The sequence below is a fragment of the Enterococcus sp. DIV2449a genome (assembly GCF_051711225.1).
GTDB classification, from domain to species: domain Bacteria; phylum Bacillota; class Bacilli; order Lactobacillales; family Enterococcaceae; genus Enterococcus_D; species Enterococcus_D casseliflavus.
Window position 1 is genome coordinate 310,025 of the sequence record NZ_JBIOME010000001.1, and the last position, 18,444, is coordinate 328,468.

At 45.2% G+C, this 18,444-nt stretch carries 18 protein-coding genes; all 18 read left to right on the forward strand.

The features are described 5' to 3' along the window. The first annotated feature begins 137 nt into the window (after positions 1–137). The 18 genes from IGI76_RS01525 (at position 138) to IGI76_RS01610 (ending at position 18,440) form a co-directional block, all read left to right on the forward strand. Positions 138–914 (forward strand): Cof-type HAD-IIB family hydrolase, encoded by a 777-nt coding sequence (locus tag IGI76_RS01525; protein ID WP_005227160.1) that lies wholly within the window; start codon positions 138–140, stop codon positions 912–914. 118 nt (positions 915–1,032) lie between these two features. Continuing rightward, positions 1,033–1,455: a methylglyoxal synthase gene (locus IGI76_RS01530; RefSeq protein ID WP_008376307.1), complete on the forward strand. Its 423-nt coding sequence runs from the start codon at positions 1,033–1,035 to the stop codon at positions 1,453–1,455. A gap of 37 nt (positions 1,456–1,492) precedes the next feature. Then, positions 1,493–2,728, forward strand: a complete 1,236-nt coding sequence (pepT, locus tag IGI76_RS01535; RefSeq protein ID WP_005227162.1) for a peptidase T — start codon at positions 1,493–1,495, stop codon at positions 2,726–2,728. Between the two features lie 150 nt (positions 2,729–2,878). Next, positions 2,879–3,676, forward strand: a complete 798-nt coding sequence (locus IGI76_RS01540; protein ID WP_010748642.1) for a TIGR00282 family metallophosphoesterase — start codon at positions 2,879–2,881, stop codon at positions 3,674–3,676. Between the two features lie 7 nt (positions 3,677–3,683). Next, positions 3,684–4,073 (forward strand): YlbF family regulator, encoded by a 390-nt coding sequence (locus IGI76_RS01545; RefSeq protein WP_010748643.1) that lies wholly within the window; start codon positions 3,684–3,686, stop codon positions 4,071–4,073. Then, a complete protein-coding gene (gene mutS / locus IGI76_RS01550; protein ID WP_010748644.1) occupies positions 4,057–6,609 on the forward strand; it encodes a DNA mismatch repair protein MutS in 2,553 nt (850 codons plus the stop codon). The genes IGI76_RS01545 and mutS overlap by 17 nt, the downstream gene beginning before the upstream one ends. A gap of 15 nt (positions 6,610–6,624) precedes the next feature. Continuing rightward, complete coding sequence (gene mutL / locus IGI76_RS01555; RefSeq protein ID WP_438780933.1) at positions 6,625–8,733, forward strand: DNA mismatch repair endonuclease MutL; 2,109 nt, start codon at positions 6,625–6,627, stop codon at positions 8,731–8,733. Beyond that, positions 8,730–9,290, forward strand: coding sequence for a Maf family protein (locus IGI76_RS01560; protein WP_081116165.1), 561 nt, complete (start codon positions 8,730–8,732; stop codon positions 9,288–9,290). The genes mutL and IGI76_RS01560 overlap by 4 nt, the downstream gene beginning before the upstream one ends. Positions 9,291–9,292: 2 nt before the next feature. Further along, positions 9,293–9,691 (forward strand): GFA family protein, encoded by a 399-nt coding sequence (locus tag IGI76_RS01565; protein ID WP_010748647.1) that lies wholly within the window; start codon positions 9,293–9,295, stop codon positions 9,689–9,691. A gap of 88 nt (positions 9,692–9,779) precedes the next feature. After that, positions 9,780–10,211 (forward strand): peptide-methionine (R)-S-oxide reductase MsrB, encoded by a 432-nt coding sequence (msrB, locus tag IGI76_RS01570; RefSeq protein WP_008376288.1) that lies wholly within the window; start codon positions 9,780–9,782, stop codon positions 10,209–10,211. A 181-nt stretch (positions 10,212–10,392) separates the two neighbouring features. Next, positions 10,393–10,983 (forward strand): Holliday junction branch migration protein RuvA, encoded by a 591-nt coding sequence (gene ruvA, locus IGI76_RS01575; RefSeq protein WP_005232405.1) that lies wholly within the window; start codon positions 10,393–10,395, stop codon positions 10,981–10,983. 14 nt (positions 10,984–10,997) lie between these two features. Then, positions 10,998–11,999 carry a Holliday junction branch migration DNA helicase RuvB gene (ruvB, locus tag IGI76_RS01580; protein ID WP_010748648.1) on the forward strand — a complete coding sequence of 334 codons (1,002 nt, stop codon included), beginning with the start codon at positions 10,998–11,000 and terminating at the stop codon, positions 11,997–11,999. Positions 12,000–12,350: 351 nt separating this feature from the next. Next, entirely contained in the window at positions 12,351–13,262 is a 912-nt protein-coding gene (locus tag IGI76_RS01585; protein WP_005232388.1) for an ABC transporter permease, read from the forward strand. An 11-nt stretch (positions 13,263–13,273) separates the two neighbouring features. Continuing rightward, positions 13,274–14,155 carry a carbohydrate ABC transporter permease gene (locus IGI76_RS01590; RefSeq protein ID WP_005227173.1) on the forward strand — a complete coding sequence of 294 codons (882 nt, stop codon included), beginning with the start codon at positions 13,274–13,276 and terminating at the stop codon, positions 14,153–14,155. 14 nt (positions 14,156–14,169) lie between these two features. After that, positions 14,170–15,771, forward strand: coding sequence for a sugar ABC transporter substrate-binding protein (locus tag IGI76_RS01595; protein WP_010748650.1), 1,602 nt, complete (start codon positions 14,170–14,172; stop codon positions 15,769–15,771). A 383-nt stretch (positions 15,772–16,154) separates the two neighbouring features. Further along, positions 16,155–16,757, forward strand: a complete 603-nt coding sequence (locus IGI76_RS01600; protein ID WP_010748651.1) for a DUF624 domain-containing protein — start codon at positions 16,155–16,157, stop codon at positions 16,755–16,757. Beyond that, on the forward strand, positions 16,750–17,670 hold the full coding sequence (locus tag IGI76_RS01605) for an acetylxylan esterase (protein ID WP_010748652.1): 921 nt from the start codon (positions 16,750–16,752) through the stop codon (positions 17,668–17,670). The genes IGI76_RS01600 and IGI76_RS01605 overlap by 8 nt, the downstream gene beginning before the upstream one ends. Then, entirely contained in the window at positions 17,661–18,440 is a 780-nt protein-coding gene (locus IGI76_RS01610) for an endonuclease/exonuclease/phosphatase family protein (protein WP_194185198.1), read from the forward strand. The genes IGI76_RS01605 and IGI76_RS01610 overlap by 10 nt, the downstream gene beginning before the upstream one ends. The last annotated feature ends 4 nt before the right edge of the window (positions 18,441–18,444 follow it).

An 18,444-nucleotide genomic window follows, 5' to 3' on the forward strand; every position in this document is an offset into this window, starting at 1 on the left:
AACGGAGCGTTGAAATCAGCGGTCATTTGTGTTAAGAATAAGTATGTACGGTTTTTCTTGCTGTTTTTTGTAAAAATGACCGCAACCAAGACCAAAATCTTAGTTACTTCTTAATAGAAAGCGAGCCTTAACCTTTTATGAATCGGAAATTCTTTGCCTTTGATATTGATGGAACCTTGCTTGACTCGAACAAACAGCCACTAGACAGTACGCTAAAAGCCCTTGACCTTCTGCGAGATGCTGGCCATTTCGTGACCGTTGCCACTGGGCGCAGTCGTTTTCACGCCCAAGACATTATTCGTTCATTGTCCTTTGATAATTACATTTTATGTAATGGGGCAGCCGCCTTTCTTTCGCATCAGCAGGTGTATAAAAATTTGCTCGATGAAACGCAATTGGCTGCTTTCGTGGCAGAAGCCCAAGAGCTTGGGATCGATACGGCCTTTGTCGGGATGGATACAGCGAAACGAGCGTCTTCGTTGGATATTGCTAAAATGGAAGCAGCGATGCATTCCTTTGGTGCCCAACTTCCTGAGCTGGACATGGACTTTCCTGAAGAAAAAGAAGTCTATCAAGCATTGGCTTTTTACGGAAAAGAGTATGAGCATTTTTTTGACGAGAAATACAGCAAACTGCGTTTTGTACGTTGGCATGAAAACAGTGTGGATGTCGTTCCAAAAGAAGGCTCCAAAGCAGCAACGATCTTGTGTGTCGCAGAACAATTAGGGATAGCACAAGAAGATGTGATCTGTTTTGGTGATGGCCAAAACGATCGTGAAATGCTGACTGCCGCAGGTGTCGGTGTGGCAATGGGCAATGCGGTCCCTGAGATCCAACAAGTCGCAGATATGGTGACCGCTAGCAATGATGAAGATGGCATCTGGTTAGCCTTGAAAGAATTACAACTGATTTAAAAAGGAATCCTTTAGACATAGCACAGTCGATTTGCGGCATCTGTGCTATGTTTTTTTGTTTTTTCTCGGTCGCAAAGAAAATAAATTGGTACAATAGAAAAAAGGGGGAATGCAGCAAATGAAAATCGCATTGATTGCTCATGATCGAAAAAAGGATGTAATGGTAAAATTAGTGACTGCCTATCGAGAAATTTTAGCGCAGCATGAACTTTTCGCAACAGGAACTACGGGGAAGAGGATCGAAGAAGCAACCCAGTTGCCTGTCCACCGCTACAAATCAGGGCCGCTGGGAGGAGACCAGCAAATTGGCGCCATGATTTCGCAAGATGACTTGGACATGGTGATCTTTTTGCGCGATCCTTTAGCCGCACAACCCCATGAACCAGATGTAACGGCATTGATTCGCTTGTCAGACGTGTACGAGATTCCTTTAGCCACCAATATGGGAACGGCAGAGATCTTGCTGCGCGGCTTAGCAGCTGGCTTTGCTGATTTTCGACAAGTGATCCACGAAACGGACAATCGTCCCCTGTCGTTATAAAGATAGTAGAAGAATTGAAGAAAAAGGACGTGCAGAATTGAAAGCAATCTTAAAGGATTTTTTGACCTATGCAAAAATGAATACTCGCTCGGATGCCACGAGTCAGACCATCCCAACGACGCAGGGACAAGTTGAGTTGGCTCTTTTATTGAAAGATCAGTTGATCGAGATGGGATTAGCGGATGTTGCTTACTATGAAAAGAATAGTTTTGTGATCGGACGTCTACCTGGTAATCCTGAAAAAACGGCGATCGGCTTTATTGCCCATGTAGATACGGCAGATTTCGAAGCTGAAAATATTCAACCGCAGATCCATGAAAATTACGATGGCAAGGATGTTTGTTTAAATAAAGAAAAAGCCATTTATATGACAACTGCTGAATTTCCTAATCTCAAAGACTATGTCGGCGAAACGTTGATCACAACGGATGGAACGACCCTGCTGGGTGCAGATGATAAAGCTGGTATCGCAGAGATCATTGATGCGCTGCGGATCTTACAAACGATGGATGCGCATAAGCGTGGCGATGTCTGGGTCGCTTTTGGTCCGGACGAAGAGATCGGGACTGGCGCTGATCGCTTTGATGCGGCGGATTTTCCAGTAGCATTTGCTTACACGATGGACAGTGGTCGCGTGGGCCATATGGAGTATGAAACTTTTAATGCGGCTCGTATCGATATAACGATCGACGGTACGAGTGTGCATCCTGGGACTGCCTATGGTCGTTTGGTCAACGCCTTGAAAATCGCGCATCAAATCGATGATGCCTTACCAGCAGAGGAAGTTCCTGAACGCACCCGCGGGTATGAAGGCTTCTACCTGCTGCACAATTTGACGGGACATATTGGTCGAGCAGAAGTTTCTTATATCATTCGTGATCACGATCATACGCTTTTCGAACAGCGAAAAGCCAACATCGTGGGGATCATTGATGAACTGAACACAGCCTATGGGCAAGAACGTATCACCTATACGCTGTATGATCAATATTACAATATGGGGGATTTGATCAAGAAAGATCCCCGCAGTATCGAAGCTGCCCGAGCAGGGATGCAAGCGATTGGCGTGACGCCGATCGAAGCACCGTTTCGTGGCGGGACCGATGGCTCGAAAATCACCTATAAAGGGATCCCAACACCGAACTTATTTGTCGGCGGTGAAAACTTCCATGGCCAGTATGAATTTATTACCGTGGAAGCGATGGAAAAAGCCCGTGATTTGATCGTGGCGATCGTAGAACATGTAGGACAAGAGGACACCACTGTTTCCTAAGAGAATTAAGCGACACGCTAGACTGATGCGAAAGAGTCTAGCGTGTTTTTTTGTTCTGCTGCAGGGAAGAACCGCAAGTGAAAGAACCTTTTTTTTCTGGACCAAAACCCTTATAATAGAAAAGAAGCTAAAAGAGAAGAGGAAAAATGTGTGCGGGTATTATTCATTGGAGATGTAGTTGGTTCATTAGGAAGAGAAACGATCACGGAGTACCTTCCAAAATTAAAAAAGGCGTATCGGCCACAGGTGACGATCGCAAACGGCGAGAATGCGGCGGCGGGTCGTGGGATCACTGGTAAAATCTATAAGAAATTTTTGCAAGATGGTGTCGATGTCGTGACACTAGGCAATCATACATGGGACAACCGTGACATTTTTGAATTTATTGGCGATGCGAAGAAAATGATTCGTCCAGCCAATTTTCCAGAGGGAACACCGGGCGTCGGCATGGTATTTGTGAAAGTCAACACCATTGAATTAGCGGTAATCAACATGCAAGCTCGCTCGTTCATGGTAGACCTTGATGATCCGTTTCGCAAAATGGATGAACTGGTTGCGATTGCCCGCAAACGCACACCGTTTATCTTTGTGGATTTTCATGGGGAGACCACCAGCGAAAAACAAGCGATGGGCTGGTATTTGGATGGCCGTGTTTCGGCAGTCGTCGGCACGCATACCCACGTCCAGACCAATGATGCGCGGATTTTGCCCCAAGGAACGGCTTATTTGTCAGATGTCGGCATGACTGGTCCTTATGATGGGATCTTGGGGATGAAACGCGAACCAGTCATTGAAAAATTTTTGACGGCGTTGCCGCAACGGTTTGAAGTGATTGAAAAAGGCCGCAGTATTTTGTCGGCTTGCTTGCTTGAGATTGATGAAGCCACTGGTAAAGCAAAATCGATCCGTCCGATCCAAATCAGTGAAGATCGCCCGTTTACAGAATAGGAGAAGCATGGAAGAGCAATTAGCCAAGGAACCACACGTTGCCCAAGAGCTGGCTGCTTTGCAAAGGCTCTTGTCTGATCATCCGATCGTTCAAGAATTTCAAGAAATTCAAGCACGAGCCTTGCAAAACCAAGGGCTATTGGAGCTGGAAGAAGCGTTGAAGCAAGCGCAAAAAGAAATCGTTCAATTTGAGCATTATGAGAAACCCGAAGCAAAAAAAGCTGCCGAGCAGCGTTATGCGTCATTGACAAACGAATACGAGCAGCATCCTTTAGTGGTTGCTTATCGCCAAGCGTTACTGCAAGCAGATGAATTGCTGCAATATGTCACGACGGAGATCCAAAAGAAAATGAATAAAGCCATCGAGGAGGATGAAACCAATGCCTCAAAAAACTAAAAATACCCCGATGATGGAACAGTATTTAAGCATCAAGGCTCAGTACCAAGATGCTTTTTTATTCTATCGTTTAGGGGATTTCTATGAATTATTTAATGAGGATGCTGTCAAGGCAGCACAAATTTTAGAACTGACGTTAACCAGCCGCAACAAAAATGCGGAGGAACCGATCCCTATGTGTGGGGTGCCTTACCACGCTGCCAGCAATTACATCGACACCTTGATCGAGCAAGGCTACAAAGTAGCGATTTGTGAGCAAGTGGAAGATCCAAAAACCACCAAAGGAATGGTCAAACGCGAAGTCGTTCAACTGATCACGCCGGGAACGGTGATGGACAGCAAAGGCCTATCCGCCAAAGAAAACAACTTTTTGACAGCTGTTTTGCAGCAAGGGGAGCGTTTTGGCTTTGCCTATGTCGATCTAAGTACCGGTGAATTAAAAGCAGCGCAATTGGAAGATGAAGAAGCTGTCGTCAATGAGGCCGCCGCTCTGCAAACGAAAGAAGTCGTTTTGTGCAGCGAGATCCCTGAGTCATTGCAAACAACACTGACCAATCGCTTGAATGTCGTGTTTTCTAAGCAAGAAACGTTGGAAGAAAATGCCGAATTTCAATTTTTAACAGAACCTCTCTCCCAAGAGTTAGAAAAAGTAGTCACAGGGAAGTTGCTAAGTTATTTGGCGATCACCCAAAAACGCAGTTTAGCGCATATTCAACAAGCCGTGGAATATCAGCCCGATCATGCCTTGAAAATGGATCATTATTCCAAATTCAACTTAGAATTGACGCAGTCGATTCGAACTGGCAAAAAACAAGGGACTCTTTTGTGGTTGTTGGACGAGACAAAAACCGCAATGGGTGGCCGTTTGTTAAAGCAATGGTTAGACCGTCCCTTGATCCAGCCAAAGAAAATCACTGCCCGCCAAGAAATGGTCCAATCGTTACTGGACAGTTTCTTTGAGCGAGCAGATCTGCAAGAAGCGTTGACGAAAGTCTATGACATGGAACGCTTAGTCGGACGGGTCGCCTTCGGAAATGTCAATGGCCGCGATTTGCTGCAGTTGAAATCTTCTTTGGAGCAAGTGCCTCTGATCGCGCAATTGCTGCAAGGCATCAACCGTGGCGAGTGGAATGACTTGCTGCTGGAATTAACGCCCTTAGATGATTTGGTTGCACTGATCGAAGCTGCGATCGATGAAGATGCCCCGTTACAGATCACGGAAGGCAACATCATCAAAGACGGGTTCCATCAACAATTAGATGAATACCGTACAGCGATGCGTAACGGCAAGCAATGGCTGGCGGAATTAGAAGCCAACGAACGCCAAGCGACGGGAGTCAAAAACCTGAAAGTTGGGTTCAACCGCGTCTTTGGCTATTACATTGAGATCACGAAAGCCAATCTAGTGAATTTAGATACCTCTCGCTACGAGCGCAAGCAAACGTTAGCCAATGCGGAACGGTTTATTTCCCCCGAGTTGAAAAAACTGGAGACTTTGATTTTAGAAGCCGAAGAGAAATCGGTGGATTTGGAATACCGCCTGTTTCTTGACGTCCGTGAAGAAGTGAAAAAGAGTATCACCCGTCTGCAAAAGTTAGCCAAAGCCGTCAGTGCGGTCGATGTCTTACAAAGTTTCGCCACAGTTTCGGAACGCTACCAATACGTGCGGCCGACAGTAGCGAAAAAACGAGCGGTATCGATCATCGACGGCCGTCATCCTGTAGTGGAAAAAGTCCTTGGTCACCAAGAGTACATTCCGAATAGTATCGTGATGGATGAAGAAACAGAGATCTTGTTGATCACAGGACCAAATATGTCTGGGAAAAGTACGTACATGCGGCAGTTTGCCTTGCTAGTCATTATGGCGCAGATCGGCTGTTTCGTACCCGCACAATCTGCAGAGATGCCGATTTTTGATCGGATCTTTACTCGCATCGGTGCCAGCGATGACCTGATCGCCGGTCAAAGCACGTTTATGGTGGAGATGATGGAAGCCAACCAAGCGCTGCGTCATGCAACGCCTAACAGCTTGATTTTGTTTGATGAGTTAGGGCGTGGGACTGCGACCTATGATGGCATGGCATTGGCACAAGCTATCATTGAATATATCCACAAAGAAGTTCATGCCAAAACACTTTTCTCCACCCATTATCATGAGCTGACGGTGTTAGATGAGGAATTGGCGCACTTGCGCAATGTCCATGTTGGTGCCGTTGAAAAAGAAGGCGAAGTCGTCTTCTTGCATAAGATGATGGAAGGGCCCGCAGATAAAAGCTATGGGATCCATGTAGCCAAAATCGCTGGACTGCCAAGTGCACTCTTACAGCGCGCAGCCACGATCTTAAAAGCGCTGGAAGAACATGAACCGACGGTACAGCCAAAACCCGTCGTCGAAGAAAGTCAGCAGTTGTCGTTGTTTAGTGAAGTATCTACGGAAGAAATCGGCGTCATCGATCAGTTGAAGAAATTGAATCTGTTGGAAATGACCCCGATGGACGCTCTGAATACATTGTACGAGCTGCAAAAACGAATTTAGAAAGAAGGTCAGCAGATGGGAAAGATCCAAGAGTTATCCGAACGTCTGGCGAACCAAATCGCGGCAGGAGAAGTCGTTGAGCGACCGGCTTCTGTCGTCAAAGAATTAGTTGAAAACGCCGTGGATGCCGGCAGTACCCAAATCGATATTTTTATTGAAGAAGCGGGCTTGCGTAAAATCCAAGTCATCGATAATGGCGAAGGAATTGCAGAAGAGGATGTCTTGACTGCCTTTAAACGCCACGCCACCAGCAAAATCCACAATCGGGATGACTTGTTTCGAATACGTACCCTCGGGTTTCGCGGGGAGGCTTTGCCTAGTATCGCTTCGGTTTCGATCCTCTCGATTGAAACGGCAGTCAAAGGCGCCCAACAAGGCTCCTTTGTGCGCTTAAAAGGCGGCGCTGTTGAAGAGCATCTGCCTGCCAACTTGCGGCAAGGAACCAAGATCACTGTGGAAAACCTCTTTTACAATACACCGGCACGTTTGAAATATGTCAAGACGCTGCAAACGGAACTAGCGAACATCGGCGATATCGTCAATCGGATCGCCCTGAGCCACCCAGAAGTGGCTTTTCGTCTCGTTCATGAAGGCAATAAGATGTTGAGCACCACTGGAAGTGGGCAGTTAAAACAAACCATCGCAGGGATCTACGGGGTGGAAACCGCCAAAAAAATGATCGCGATCGATACTGAGGACCTCGACTTTAAAGTCACTGGCTTTGTGTCACTGCCAGAAGTCACCCGAGCCAGCCGCAACTATTTATCCACGATCATCAATGGTCGTTATATTCGCAATTTTGCTTTGAATAAAGCGATCGTTGCTGGTTACGGATCAAAATTGATGGTCGGTCGTTTTCCATTAGCTGTCCTTGAAATCAAAATGGACCCCTTATTAGTCGATGTCAACGTTCATCCGACTAAGCAAGAAGTTCGTTTGTCAAAAGAAGAAGAACTGACCAAGCTAATCAGTAAAGCCATCAATGAGGCGCTGCGGGAAATCAATTTGATTCCTAACGCCGCTGACAATCTGCGTTTCAAGAAAAAAGTGGCCGATCAGCCAAAAGCCCAGCAGCTTGGCTTGGAACTGAAGTCAGCAGGAAATTCGACTTCTGGGTTGTCTTATAATCGCGAAACAGGGAAATTTGAGGTGCAGGGCAACACTTATCAACAGACTGTGGATAACTCTGTGGAAAAACCTGTGGAGGAAGGTGGAAAACTTCCAGAAATGCCACAGGAATCTAGCGACAACCTGTTGGAAGAAACCGTGGAAACCTTTCGCAGTTTGGAAGAGACGCTGCCAAATAAGCCTGTCCGAAAACCATTTGTGGAAGGCCAGACGGAAACAAAAGCGTCGCTGCCAGAAGCGCCAGTCTTTCTCCCAGATGAGACGCCAGAGCTTACGGCGCAGGATCTGCAAAGTCAAGCGACTCTGCATCCTGAAATGCATGGGGATGACCGCAACTACCTAAAAACGGTCGAACGGTTGCTGGAAGAAGAACCAGCGAAGGAGCGTTTTCCCCAATTGGATTATTTTGGGCAGATGCATGGGACCTATTTGTTTGCCCAAAGCGAGGCGGGGCTATATATCGTCGACCAGCATGCGGCGCAAGAACGAATCAAATACGAGTATTACCGCGAAAAAATCGGCGAAGTGACCAATGACCTGCAAGAATTGTTGGTGCCGATCGTTTTGGATTATCCCAACAGCGATGCACTGCAATTACAAGAACAAAGCGACAAGCTGGCAGAAGTCGGGATCCATCTGGAATCTTTTGGGACCAATAGTTTCATCGTCCGAGCGCACCCGACTTGGTACCCTAGCGGTGAAGAAGAAGCCATCATCCGCGAAATGATCGATATGTTATTGACGACAGGAAGTGTCAGTGTCAAAAAGTTTCGTGAAGCAACCGCGATCATGATGAGCTGCAAACGATCCATCAAAGCCAATCACTATTTGAATGAAGCACAAGCTAGGATCTTGTTGCAAGATTTAGCGAAATGCGAGAATCCCTTCAACTGTCCCCATGGTCGTCCGGTGCTGATCCATTTCACCAACAGCGACATGGAGCGGATGTTCAAACGGATTCAAGATCCTCATCGAGCAAGGAGTGGCATGGAATGATTATTTTGGCTTCACAGTCGCCGCGGCGCAAAGAATTACTAGCAGAGTTAGTCTCGGAATTTGCGGTCATACCAGCAGATATCGACGAGTCGGTCCGACCAAACGAAGCTGCGATCCCTTATGTCCAACGGATGGCAGCAGAAAAAGCGGCGGCTATTGCGCAAACCTATCCTGAAGATCTGGTGATCGCGAGCGACACGACGGTCGTGGTGGGTGAAGAAATCTTAGGAAAGCCAGTCGACCGTAAAGATGCTCTGTCGATGTTGCGAAAAATGAGCGGACGTACCCATTGGGTGCATACCGCCGTCGTTTTGCAAAAAGGCAAACAGCAACGCCAAGCAGTGGTTTCGACGGAAGTTGTGTTTCGTCCTTTGACGGATCAAGAGATCGACAAGTATCTTGCCTTAGATGAGTACCAAGACAAAGCGGGCGCCTATGGGATCCAAGGGGCAGCCAAAATATTTGTCTCATCGATAAACGGCGATTTTTATACGATCGTAGGATTTCCTGTCGCTACGGTCTATCAGTTGTTGCAAGAGTTTACGGAGGAGGAATAAGGATGGATGTTTCTGGTAGTTGTCTTTGCGGCAAAGTCACGATCAACTTGACGGGAGTTGCGAAAGAAATCACGGTTTGTCATTGTAGTCTCTGTCAAAAATTTCACGGCGGACCGATGTTTGCTCTTGCGCCATGCGCTGAGGACCAGATGACTCTTCAAGGAGCGAAGTGGCTGCGACGTTACGATTCTTCTGAGTGGGCACAGCGAGGATTTTGCAGTCAATGCGGCTCGAGCCTGTTCTTTTACCTCAAAGAAGCACACACCTATTTTTTTGCGGCTGGGTTGTTTGGCAACATGCCAGAAGCTGTCTTAAGCGAAGAAATCTATACAAAAGATCAACCGCATTTCTACCATTTTGCGGAACCAACGACTCGTTGGCAAAAGCTACAAAACCCTTAAACAATTTGAGCAAGTCATTTTACATTCGCTAAGAAAAAAGGCATGATAGAGCATACAGGATGAGTCTAGAGGAAAAGCAGGTGAAAAAATGACAGATAAAAAAGAATTAAAAGAAAAATTGTCGCCAATCGAATATGCGGTGACCCAAGAAAATGCAACCGAACGCCCCTTTACTGGCGAGTATGATGATTTTTATGAAAAAGGGATCTATGTTGATATCGTCAACGGAGAACCATTGTTTGCTTCTACTGATAAATATGACGCAGGTTGTGGCTGGCCGTCCTTTTCGAAACCGATCAGTCGCCAAGATATTCAAGAAAAAGCCGATTTTTCTCACGGCATGCATCGGGTAGAAGTCCGCAGTAAAGAAGCTGACTCTCATTTAGGACATGTTTTTTCAGACGGTCCTCAGGACAAAGGCGGTTTGCGCTATTGTATCAACTCGGCAGCATTGAAGTTCATCCCTTTAGCAGAAATGGATGAAAAAGGCTATGGCGAATTCAAATCACTCGTTGAGTAAGTATTAGGAACTGTGTGCGAAAAAAAGACGCAGCAGCATGTCTCGTTTGAAAAAATGCGACTGAAACAACGGTTTTTCCTCCGTTTGTTTCCTGCTAAGCCTTTTCCTTCGTTCACAGTCCTTTTTTTGCCCTCTCGTCTGTGCTACAATAAAGGGAACATATGTACAGAAAGGAAAGCACATGTACGAATATATCATAGGAAAAGTAACGGATATCTTTCCGGCGTATATCGTCGTTGAGACCCATGGCATCGGCTATCAGATCGCTTTTGGCAATCCGTATTCATTTAGCGGCAAGTTGAACCAAGAAGTAAAAATCTATCTGCACCAAGTGATTCGTGAAGATGCTCATAGTCTCTACGGCTTTGCCACGATCGAAGGCAAGCAGTTGTTTTTAAAATTGATCAGTGTCTCAGGTATTGGACCAAAGAGTGCGTTAGCAATCATGGCCAATGAAGACCATACAGGGTTGATCACGGCAGTCGAAAATGGGGACGTCAATTATTTGACTAAGTTCCCAGGTGTCGGTAAAAAGACGGCGCAGCAAATGATCCTAGACTTGAAAGGCAAAGTGGCTGAACTGGTTGGAGAAGAAGCGATCGTTCCTCTAAGCGTAGCAACGACTGCTTTAGATGAAGCAATGGAAGCCTTGAAAGCATTGGGTTATAGCGAAAAAGAAGTCAAGAAAGCCGAAAAACAATTAGCGGCGAATACCACAAAATCGACGGATGAGTACTTGCGGGAAGCTCTCCGATTGATGATGAAAAAGTAAGGAGCAAGTAGACGATGGATGAACGAATTGTTTCGCCAGAAAGCACTGAACAAGAAGAGATCATCGAAAAATCCTTGCGTCCGCAAACCCTTGCCCAATATATCGGACAAGACAAAGTCAAGCAGGAGCTTTCGATTTATATCCAAGCGGCGAAAAATCGAGAAGAAGCGTTGGATCATGTCCTCTTATATGGTCCGCCAGGCTTAGGGAAAACAACGATGGCAATGGTGATCGCCAACGAGATGCAGGTCCAAATCAAGACGACCAGCGGTCCTGCGATCGAAAAACCAGGGGATTTGATTGCGATCTTGAATGAGCTACAGCCAGGGGATGTTCTGTTTATCGATGAGATCCATCGCTTGCCTCGTGTCGCCGAAGAAATGCTTTATTCGGCAATGGAAGATTTTTATGTAGATATCATGGTGGGGCAAGGGACAACGGCTCACCCGGTTCATTTTCCACTCCCGCCATTTACCTTAGTCGGCGCAACGACGCGGGCGGGGATGCTCTCGGCGCCGCTACGGGATCGCTTCGGGATCATTTCTCATATGCAATATTATGAAGACCATGATTTAAAAGAGATCGTGCAGCGGACTGCGTCGATTTTTGAAACGGATATCGTGGAAGAAGGGGCGATCGAAATCGCCCGCCGATCCCGAGGCACTCCACGGATCGCCAACCGGTTGCTTAAACGAGTTCGCGATTATGCGCAAGTGCAAGCGGATGGCTTGATCGATCGCGCCGTTGCTGATCAGGCATTGGCGCTTTTGGCAGTCGATCATGCTGGCTTGGATTATATCGATCAGAAATTGATCCGCACGATGATCGAATTGTATCAAGGCGGCCCGGTGGGATTAAGTACGATCGCTGTCAATATCGGGGAAGAAACCGAAACAGTGGAAGATATGTACGAACCGTTTTTGATCCAAAAAGGATTTTTGAAACGCACCTCGCGTGGGCGGATCGCAACGCCGTTAGCCTATGACCATTTTGGCTATCCGCAAAGAAGTGAATAGAACGAAGCAGCAATCAACGATAATTGCTGCTTTTTTGTGCTTTTGGTGAAACGTTTCTTTTTATTTTTTAATGATTTCTGAGAATCAATCGATGTTGAAAAAATACAGCGTTTGTGAAATTTGATTAGAAGGAAATATTTTGAAAAAGGATTTCTTCTGAAAAAGCTGATATGAAAGCTTTTTTATTTGTGAGGAACCCAACAAAATTTGTGAAAAAAGAAAAGCTGAAAAAATAATTGGAAAGGCTTGCATTTTCGATTGGCAGCGGATATAATCTTTTTGTAGAAACGTTTCACCAAAATGTGGAGATATAGGTAGTGTTGCGAGGATAGAAAGAAGGAGATTTTGTGTATGAGTAAACTGCAAAAGTTTTATAGTCAACGGCAGCTTCACTGGATGGTTTTTCCCGGCGTGGCATTTATGATCGTATTTAATTATATTCCGATCTACGGAATTATAATCGCTTTCAAAAACTATACGGTGATTGACACGATTTCATCAGCACCATGGGTCGGGTTAGAGAATTTCCGTATCATTATGAATGACAGTTTTTTCTGGGAAGCGGTTAGAAATACGTTAGCCATCAGCTTATTGAAATTAGGTTTAGGTTTTGCGATCCCGATTGTGTTAGCCATTATGATTTTTGAAATGCAAGATGGCCGCTTGAAGAAATTTATTCAAACGGTTTCATACATTCCCCATTTTTTCTCATGGATCGTGCTAGGTGGGATGATGATTTCTTGGCTGTCAACGAACGGCTTTATCAACCAAGTGCTGATGTCCGTAGGATTGATGGACAAAGGGGTCAATCATCTGTTGGATCCAAGCAAATATTGGTGGATCGCGGTCCTTTCTGATCTATGGAAAGAAGTCGGCTGGGGAACGATCCTTTACTTGGCAGGTATGTCGCGGATCGATCCAACGTTTTATGAAGCCGCACGAATCGATGGTGCCAGCAAGCTAAGACAGATTCGTTCGATCACATTGCCATTACTGACACCGATCATCTCCTTAAACTTGATTCTGAATGTGAGCGGTATCTTAGGGTCAAACCTAGATCAAACATTAGTTTTAATGAATTCACAGAACCAAAACCGTTCAGAAGTCATCAACTCCTTCGTTTATAAAATGGGGTTGACGCAAGGTGATTTCTCTTATGCAACTGCTGTCGGCTTGGGGATCGCGGTCATTTCCGTCATCTTATTGGTGATCACGGATCGAGTGACCCGCAAGTTGAACAACGGCAATTCAGTTATCTTATAGGAGGAAAAAACATGATCAAAAGAAAAGCAAAAGAAAACACGTGGTTTTACTTCTTCAATACCGTGATCTTGATTTTATTCTCATTGATGATCATCGTACCGATTTGGAATATCTTGGTTTCCTCCGTGTCTTCTAGTTCTGGATTAGCGGGCAACGGCCTCGTGTTATGGCCCAAAGGCTTTACCTGGGAAAACTATCGGAAAGTTTTTTCCGACGCAAGTATCCCCCGTGCCTTCTTGATCTCAGTGTTAAAAACGGTTCTTGGGGCTGCGACCCATACCTTGTTTTGTGCGATCGTGGCTTACGGATTGAGTAAATCACGCTTGGTCGGCCGCAACATCTATACAACGATGGGGGTCATCACCATGTACTTCAGTGGTGGGATGATTCCAACATACTTGCTGATTCGCTCGCTAGGATTACTGGATTCTTTCTGGGTCTACATTATTCCAGCCTTGTTCAGCTACTATGATGTCGTAATTTTAATGAACTTTTTCCGTGAGATTCCGCCTTCACTCGAAGAATCTGCGAAGATCGACGGTGCAAGTGAATTCCAAATCTTCTATAAAATCTTCTTACCATTAACGAAACCGGCCTTGGCAACCATCATCTTGTTCAACGGGGTTGGCCAATGGAACGATTTTATGACGACAAAACTGTATATCACAAAAGAGTATCTCTATCCGCTGCAAATGAAGATTTATGAAATCATCGTCCAATCCAACTTGAGTACGATGACTGAAAGCGGTAGTACCGACTTTATCGTCCAAGCAACGACCCGTGGGGTTCAGTTGGCTACGATCGTCATCACGACAGTGCCAATTTTAATTATATATCCATTGCTTCAAAAACACTTTATCGGCGGTATGATGGCCGGTGCAGTAAAAGAATAGAAAGAGGGATAGACATGAAAAAAGTAGTAGGCGGTTTATTGGCAGCATCAGCATTACTCAGCTTAGCAGCATGTGGCGGCAGCTCAGACAATGCCAGCAGTTCGGATTTTTCTATCAAAGATCGGTATGAGTTAGATGAAAAGACACCAGCATGGAAACTCGATACCAAAGAAGAACCAACCAAGATCACATGGTACATCAATTCAGACTGGACAGCTTTGCCATTTGGTGAAGATGTGACGACAGCCCAAATCAAAAAAGATTTGAACATTGATATTGAATTTATTTCAGGGGATGATTCGAAATTAAACGCTTTGATTTCAAGTGGTGATATGCCTGATATCGTGACGTTGATGGATAAAACCAGTCAAGCAGCCACAAAAGCTGATAGCTGGGCATACTCATTGAACGATTTAGCGGAACAATACGATCCGTATTTGATGAATGTCGTGACCGAAGATACCTTCAAATGGTTTGCTTTAGATGATGGCAAAACTTATGGCTATCCAAACTATTCCAACACAGCAGCAGACTACGAAAGCGGCAATATTCCCGTCAACGACAACTTTGTGATCCGTGAAGATGTCTATGAAGCATTAGGCAAACCAGATGTTTCAACTCCAGAAAACTATGTGAAAGTCATGAAAGAAATCAGCGAGAAATTCCCTGATTTGACACCAATGGGCTTCACAACGATCGGCGAAACAGCAGGACCATTCTTAGATAAATTGCAAGATTTCTTAGGTGTTCCATTAGAAGATGAAGATGGTGCGTTCTACGACCGTAATTTAGATGAAGAATATATCTCATGGTTGAAAACCTTCAATCAAGTGTATCGTGACGGCAACATCAGTGATGACAGCTTTACCGATGACGGTCCAACCTATGATGAAAAAGTAAAACAAGGGGACTATGCAACGATCTTAGTCGCAGGAACGAGCGGACAAGGTGGGAACTTCACTGAATTCATGAAAAACTCTGACACACGCTACATCGCAATCGATGGCCCTGCCAGCACGTCTGGTCGTGAAGCAACCTTGAACCAAACAGGAATCTCTGGCTGGTTGATCAACTACATCACAAAAGATGCGGCGGATCCAGCAAAAGTAACCCAACTCTTCACGTACTTGATCGATGAACCAGGACAAATTTTGACAAAATTCGGTGTTGAAGGCGTGACGTATGAATACAACGATGAAGGCAAAATCGATTACTTGCCAGAAATCAAAGAAATGGAACAAACCGACAACGAAGGCTACAACAAAAAATATGGTATCAGCCGTTTCAACTACTTTAATAATGACCGTGTCAATGCAATGAAAGTCAAAACCGAAAATGCGTTGACTCAAATGCAAGAGTGGGGCGAAGGCAAATTGTATCCACACTTTGTGATCGAAAATACGGATCCAGATGCTGGAACTGCTGAAGCACGTTCAAACACAGCCATCAAAACCAAAATCAACAGCACGATCATCTCATTGATCCGTTCAAAAGATGAAGGAACATTTGACAGCACACTAACCGACTTTGAAAGCTTCTTAGATTCAAACAACTGGGATGCAATCAAAGACATTAAAACTGAAAAAATGGCCGAAAACCGCGAACGACTAAAATAACCCCCATAGGAGAGGAAAGGAAGCCAAAAAAAAGACCTTTCCTCTCCTTTGCTTTGAAACACAGGTTTTGCGCGTACTTTGCGCAAAATCTGATGTTTCAAAGTACTAGGCGACTGCAGGGAGCGTAGTGACCAACCAAAGAAACACAGGTTTTGCGCGTACTTTGCGCAAAATCTGATGTTTCAAAGTACTAGGCGACTGCAGGGAGCGTAGTGACCGTACAAAGAATCACTGCAATTGGCTCACGTAGTGAGACATGCAAGCTGCAACCTGCAACCCAGAAAACTGTACGTTGAGAAACGACCCAAATTCACAAGAAGGCAAGAAACAAGTTTACGTAGCACCCGCAGCACAAATCAGCAAGTTTTGATTGGAGGATCATAATGAATCGACTATTTTCTTATGAAGGATGGTACTATCGGGTCTTTGCTTTTTTAGCAGATATGATCATTGTTAGTTTTCTCTTTATGATTCCAGCAATGACGCTGATTCTCGCAGGACCAGCATTGATCGCGCTGTATCAGACGATCGATCAATTGTACAAGGAACGGGATGTCCCGATTTGGCAGCGATACAAGCAAGCATTCTTAAGCAATCTCAAACGTGGGCTCTTCTTAGAAGGTCTTATTATTGCGTATGTCGCAGTCTTTGCTGGGTTGATCTATTCCTTGATGATGATTACACCTTACTTTGGCGTTTTAGCCGTGATCCTCGTTAGCTTGGCTGCGCTGTATCTCGTCGTGTTCGTTCTCTTGTACAGCTTGTTTGCCCAATCATTGCAAGAAACAGCAAAAGAAACGGCCTATGCGGTTCTTAGCAGTACGGCGAATGCGATCATTTTATTGGTGGTCCCAATCATTGTCTTTGTATTGTGCAGCAAAGTGAACCTATTCTTATTTGTTTGTTTAGGGATCTCAGGCTCAGCCTTTGTCCAAGTGTTGTTTTTCAATAAAGTATTAGCGAAGGGGGAAGAGACAAATGACTGAATCCACAGCGACGGATCGATCCTGTTTTTGGGCTTCGGTCCAACAAGAACTTGACACCCTTCCGCTAGCCTTTGAAAGAACCAAACAAGCGCCTTTGCTGAAAGGGATCGATTGTTTTACGATTTCTTTTCAAAGTCTTGGTAATGAAACGATCTATGGGCATCTGCTGCTGCCAGAACAAGCGGCAGATTGTCCAATCGTGATTGATTTTTTAGGCTATATGAATCATGTGCAAGAACCGTTCCAATTTGCTCATTGGTTATTGATCGGCTGCGGCTGTCTTGTCATCGACAATCGCGGACAAGGGGGACGCACGCAAGATCAGGTTCCCTATGAGACCACGCAGCATGAAGCACCTTTTGGACGCGGCATCTTGAAAAAAGAAGATTTTTATATGAAGCGATTGGTCGCAGATAGTTTGCGCACACTAGAAGTCCTTCAACAGATACCGGAAATCGATCCGCAGCGCATTATTTTAAGAGGCGGCTCACAAGGAGGCGGCATCGCCTTATTGGTCAACGCATTAACGAACGTCCCGATTTTTGCGACGTTTGCCGATGTCCCAAGCCACTCCAATCTTGTCCATCGGATCGAACAAAAAACAGGAAGTTACCAGGTGATTCAAGAGTATATTGAACAATTTCCAGAAACGCGGGAAACGATCTATCAAGTCATGAGTTATTTTGATTTGAAGTATTTTGCTCATCAGATAACTGGTCCTGTTTATACATCGGTCGGCAGTGCTGATCCCATCTGTCCCATGGAAGATTTCTTCGTTTCCTATAAAAAGATTCCTGGACCGAAAGAATTGCGTATTTACTTAAATAAAGGGCATGGTGGCGGCGAAGCGAAACAAATCCGTCGTGAAATGCAGCAAATCACAAAATTACTCAAAGGAAATGAATGCAGATGAAAGCAGCAACCTACAATCTACGAGTCGATACCGACTATGACCAAGAATGGCAATGGCACTATCGATCGGAGGCGGTCTGCTCCTTGATCGATTACTACGACTGGGATGTTCTGGCGATCCAAGAAGCTCGTCCCAGCCAATTTGCGGATTTAGCAAAGTTAGCGCAGTATGCTTCCGTCACGGCTGAACGTGACGGTGATGGCTTAGGCGAAGGCATCGGACTGTATTATCAAAAAGAGGCTTTCGAGTTATTAGATTCAGGTTCGTTTTGGTTGTCATTGACACCGACTGAACCAAGTATTCATCCAGAAGCTGCGTATTCACGCTTATGTGTTTGGGCAGTCTTGCAGGAAAAAAAGAATCCGCCGTTTCTTGCTATCACGACTCATTTAGATAATATTTCAGAAATGGCTCGTTTTGAAGGGATGAAAGTGATCCTTGAGCAGCTGGCAGATCAGATCGAACGCTATCCTGTATTGCTGATGGGCGACTTGAATGCGGAGCGAACGGAGCGGGTGCATCGGTACTTAGAGCAGCATTTTCAAAATGCCAAAGAACATGGACAAAAGCCGCATCATGGGCCAAAAGGCTCCTATCAAAATTTTATTTATACGTTACCATGGCAAGAACTAGAAGAAATTGATTATATCTATACGAAAGGCTTCACGGTGGTCAAAACCGCCTGTCTAACGGATTCTTGTGATCGTCGTTTTCCCTCCGATCATTTTCCTTTAGAAGCAGAAGTCCAATTTGAAGAAAGCAAAGGATGAATAA